The sequence below is a fragment of the Desulfosarcina sp. genome (genome assembly GCF_041551955.1).
Classification (GTDB): domain Bacteria; phylum Desulfobacterota; class Desulfobacteria; order Desulfobacterales; family Desulfosarcinaceae; genus Desulfosarcina.
The window spans coordinates 1-4747 of the sequence record NZ_JBFELV010000403.1; the positions used below are offsets into that span (position 1 = coordinate 1).

Annotated in this window: 4 protein-coding genes; 2 read left to right on the forward strand and 2 right to left on the reverse strand. The window is 54.0% G+C overall.

Features of this window, described 5'->3' with window-relative positions; translation table 11 throughout:
• Positions 1-173: 173 nt before the first annotated feature.
• On the reverse strand, positions 174-2147 hold the full coding sequence (cooS, locus tag ABYV26_RS21140) for an anaerobic carbon-monoxide dehydrogenase catalytic subunit (RefSeq protein WP_372683342.1): 1974 nt from the start codon (positions 2145-2147) through the stop codon (positions 174-176).
• 479 nt (positions 2148-2626) lie between these two features.
• Between cooS and ABYV26_RS21145 the strand changes: the two genes are divergently transcribed.
• Together ABYV26_RS21145 and ABYV26_RS21150 are read left to right on the forward strand one after the other, a co-directional pair.
• Complete coding sequence (locus ABYV26_RS21145) at positions 2627-2881, forward strand: glutaredoxin family protein (RefSeq protein WP_372683343.1); 255 nt, start codon at positions 2627-2629, stop codon at positions 2879-2881.
• Complete coding sequence (locus ABYV26_RS21150) at positions 2881-3213, forward strand: ferredoxin-thioredoxin reductase catalytic domain-containing protein (RefSeq protein ID WP_372683344.1); 333 nt, start codon at positions 2881-2883, stop codon at positions 3211-3213. Before ABYV26_RS21145 ends, ABYV26_RS21150 begins: the two co-directional genes overlap by 1 nt.
• Here ABYV26_RS21150 and nqrF read toward each other — a convergent pair whose 3' ends face one another.
• On the reverse strand, positions 3214-4440 hold the full coding sequence (gene nqrF / locus ABYV26_RS21155) for an NADH:ubiquinone reductase (Na(+)-transporting) subunit F (protein ID WP_372683345.1): 1227 nt from the start codon (positions 4438-4440) through the stop codon (positions 3214-3216).
• Positions 4441-4747 lie beyond the last annotated feature (307 nt).

Sequence of the window (4747 nt, forward strand, 5' to 3'; positions counted from 1 at the left end):
CCGGGCCGCCAAGGTCTTAGGCGTCGGCCGTGCCACCCTATACCGCTTTCTGGGTGATCATCCCCAGGTATTGACTGACCAATAATCCCCGCCACATCACTGAAAAGACATCTGAGAAAAAAAAAGGGGCTCGAAATCGAGCCCCTTTTGATTGTTAAAAATGGAAATGACCGTTAAGCGGCTTCAATACTTCGCCTGTCGGACATATCCATGAGCACGCGATCCCGGGCTTTGTCGATACCCAGGGCCTTGCGCTTCTTATCGATGTGGGCGATCATCATCTTGGCCATCTCGTGGGGATCGGGGTTAAAGCCCCATTTGCCCATGCCCATCTCTTCCAGCCCCTCGAAGAGCAGTTTTTCGAACTTGGTGCCCTTGGTGACCGGGAAGGTGACGCCGAACACGGTGTACACGCCGGAGGCCACGAAGTACTGGCCAATGGCGATGGCCTTTTCGCTCATGTATTCGGGCGCGGCGCCGGCCACCGGCAGATCGGCGATGCTGTCGCCCAGACCGCCGGTTTTCACCATTTCGGAACAGGCGATGAGGATGCGGGTGTTGTCCACGCAGGACCCCAAACCCAGCACGGGCGGCATGCCCACGGTTTCGCATACCTCGCGCAAACCATCACCGGCAAGGACCGCGGCTTCGGGCGAGGTTAGGCCGGCTTTGGCCAGGGCGATCTGCGAACAGCCCGTCTGAACCACCAGCACGTCGTTTTTAATCAACTCTTTGACCAGCTCCACATGCACATAATCCTGTTTTACACGGGGGTTGGTGCAGCCCACCACACCGGCCACACCGCGGATGCGGCCGTTGATGATGTTCTCGTTGAGCGGGGTATACGAAGCACGGAAAGAGCCGCCCAGCATGTAGTTGATGTATTCATGGGAGAAGCCGTGGACACCGACACCCACTTTTTTAGGAATCTCGACGGGAAATTTGCGGTTTTTAAATCGGCTGATCGCTTTAACGACGATCTCATCGGTACACGCCATCGGATTGTGTTCATCCAGTTCGATGTGGGTGGCGCCCTCCAGGTGGCAGCGCGGGTTGGTGGTGAACAGCGCGGTTTCGTAACACTCGGCCACCTTTACCAGACCCTGCTGGATGCACTGGACGTCGACGGCCATGGCATCCACAGCACCGGTCACGATAACCGGCTCGGTGGATGAAAAGTTGCCGGCATGGGGGATACCGTGGCGCGACATCACCTCCGCACCGGAGCAGCACATGCCCACCAGGTTGATGCCCTTGGCACCGGCGGCCTTGGCCGACTCGACCAGCGAGGGCGCGTTGACCGAAGCCAGCATGGATTCGAACAGGTTGGGTTCATGGCCGTGCACGATGATGTTGACCTGGTCTTCCTTCAACACGCCCATGTTGACCTCCACGCTGACTGGCGACGGTGTGCCGAAAAGAATGTCGCTGATCTCGGTGGCGACCATGGATCCTCCCCAACCGTCGGCCAGGGCGGTGCGGCTAATTTGTTTGATGATGTTGTTGGGATCCTGATCCATGCCGATGTGGGTGCGGCTCATCATCTCCATGATCTCTCGCATGGCGCCGCGTGGGACGATGCCGTGCTTGCGCCACATTTCCAGGGTTTTGGGCGGGACGCGCTTGGCAAAGGGAATTTCCCCCTCCACCTGGGTGTAGGTCTTTTCAAGCTCATGGTAAAGGTCCATGGCGATGTCCTCGACACTGCGCCCCTCGGTCTCGATACCGATCTCTTTGGAGATCGATTCCAGTTTGTGGACATCCTTGATGCGGTAATCCTTGATTTTTCCCTGAACCACGTCCCGGAAGATGTCCAGCATGGCCATGCCGTGGTCGTTGTGGCAAGCAGACCCGGTGGCGACCATACGGCCGAAGTTGCGCGCCTGGATGGTATCGATGGTGGCCCCGCAAACCCCCACCTTGCCATAAGGATCCTTGGTATTCATCCGACAGGGTCCCATGAAACAATTTTTGCAGCAGGCAGAATCGGCACCGATTGGGCAGGCCTTCATGTTGACCGCCCGGTCAAAATGAGTTTCGACTCCGTCAAGCCGGGCCTTTATCAGCATCTGCCGTGTGGCCTCACAGGTGGTTACATCCTTGATTTCGTATTCATTTTCTTTTTTACCAATTTTCTTGTCGACCATGTTCCCTCCTTCGTGGAAAGGTTACGTGTGGGTTATATGATTACAGTTCGTGTAATCTGACGATTATGTGTATATTTTTCAGACACGCATGTGTAATTCGAAATCAAGTGGTGGCAAGCTCAAATTGAAGTGTAATGTCATTATCTTTTTCCTTATCAGGAATGGTTACTAATTCAAATAAAGAATTATTGCAATTCTGTCAAGAATTGTTTCCATTATTGTGTGAATTTTGATCGGCATCAATCCCTGGCGGTTGCCAGGTGGCGCATAACCGATGGCGAGAATGTATTCCAGAATAACTGATTTTCCTTGACCGACTACCGGTGGACCTTTAATGTATGGAACTCACCCACACGCTTTGGGATCGTCTGCAACGGCATGGTTAAAGTTGGTGCCCATTGTTTTGGACAGGCCCCACGTTGATCGTGCCGGGGAGGAAAGCTTACCCGCGCCTCTTTTATCATGGAAAGGATAGGATCATGTCTGACAAACCGGTGAAGGTGTTCTCACTGAGCACATGCAGCCACTGTAAATCCACCAAACGTTTTTTGGATGAATGCACCGTCAAATACGATTTCGTGGATGTCGATCTATTGGATGGAGATGAACGCAAGGCCATTCTTGCCGATGTGAAGAAATTCAATCCCAGATGTTCATTCCCCACGGTTATCATCGGTGACAATGTCATCGTCGGCTACAAGTTAGATAAAATCAAGGAGGCGCTGGGACTGTGATGGATGCCGGTGAACTTTACGAAAAACTGAAAAAAATCCATGAGCCCAAAGGCTATTACTTCAGCAACAACCACGAGCGGGTCATGGAGCTGGTGGAAGCCCTGCTCGTGAACAAGGCGCGCTACGGCTACATGGTCTGCCCCTGCAGGCTGGCCTCCGGTGACCGGGACAATGACCGGGACATCATCTGCCCCTGCGACTACCGTGAGCCCGATGTGGCCGAATTTGGCTCCTGCTACTGCAACCTCTACGTTTCCAAAGCCTGGAATGAAGGAAAGATCGATCAGGAATACGTGCCCGAACGACGTCCGCCTGAAAAAATGTTCTTGTAGTCAGGAGAACTTGTCGTAGGCGATCATCTCCGGCTCCACCCCCAGGCTGTCCAGCATCTCCTCAACGGCCTGGACCATCATGGGCGGCCCGCACATGTAGTACTCGATTTCCGTAGGATCTTTGTGCGTGACCAGATAGGTGTCATACAGGCGCTGGTGGATGAAGCCGGTCATCCCGTCCCAATGGTCTTCGGGCATGGGGTTGGACAGGGCGACGTGATAGGAAAAATTGGGGTAGGTATCGACCAAACCCTTGAACTCCTCATCGAAGAAGAGTTCCAGTTTGGAGCGTGCGCCATACCAGAATGAGATCCTGCGTTCGGTTTTCTGCCCCAGCAGCTGGTCCAGAATCTGGCTGCGCAGGGGCGCCATGCCGGCGCCGCCGCCCACAAAGCACATCTCTCTGTCGGTCTCCTTCACCGCAAACTCGCCAAACGGTCCGCTCAGGGTCACCTTGTCCCCGGGTTGAAGATTGAAGATGAATGTGGAGCCGGTCCCCGGCGGCAGGTTCTTGGATCCCGGCGGCGGCGTGGCGATGCGGATGGTAAAACGCAGCCGGGTGGCTTCTTTGGGCGGATTGGCCAGTGAATAGGCCCGGAATACCGGCGCCAGATTCTTGCCCCTTAGCCCCCACAGGTTGAATCGATCCCAGTCGGGCCGAAACCGCTCGGCCACCCGGATCCGGAAATGCTCGAACGGGATCTCGTATTCCGGGATATCGATCTGTATGTAGGCACCGGCTGTAAAGTTCAGGTGTTCATCGTCGTCCAGTTCCAAGATCAGATCCTTGATAAAGGTGGCCACGTTCTCGTTGGACACCACCGTGGCCGTATATTTTTTGACCGACAAGATTTCATCGGGAATGCGGATTTTAAGGTCCTCTTTGACCTTCAACTGGCAGGCCAGGCGGATGTTGCCCTTTCTCTCCTTGCGTGACAGATGGGCCAGTTCGGTGGGAAGCGGACCCCGCGAGCCTTCCTCCACCTTGCACTTGCACATGCCGCAGGCCCCACCGCCCCCACAGCCGGAAGGGATAAAGATGCCGTTGGTCGACAAGGCGGAAAGCAGGGTCCTGCCCGACCGCGCATCGATGCTCTTTTCCTCGTCGTCGTTGATGATGACCCGGTTGTTGCCCTTCTGGACCACCTTGCCCTCGACAAAGAGCAGCAGTCCCACGAGAATCAGGATCACCGAGACGAAAACAGCGGTTGCTGTAAGATATATCAAAAGATTCTCCTCATTATGACGACTGCCTAACACGGACAAACCAGAATCAATTAATTCCAACTAATCAGTTTTATACAACAAAATACAAATCTCAAATAAATTCCAAATTACAATAGCCTAATCTCAAAAAAGATCAAAAACCAACTATGGGCGGTTATTTGTTTTCCTCCAATATTGATGACCCCGTAAAAAGTCGAGATGTCCTCTTTTTTGTCATCCCCGCGAAGGCGGGGATCTATAAGTTTCAGATAGTTATGGACTCCCGCCTTCGCGGGAGTGACACCGCTTGTGACTTTTTACGGAACCA

Coding starts and splice junctions, on each gene's coding strand:
- ABYV26_RS21145 (WP_372683343.1), top strand. CDS start 2,627: ATGTCTGACAAACCGGTGAAGGTGTTCTCACTGAGCACATGCAGCCAC.
- cooS (WP_372683342.1), bottom strand. CDS start 2,147: ATGGTCGACAAGAAAATTGGTAAAAAAGAAAATGAATACGAAATCAAG.
- ABYV26_RS21150 (WP_372683344.1), top strand. CDS start 2,881: ATGGATGCCGGTGAACTTTACGAAAAACTGAAAAAAATCCATGAGCCC.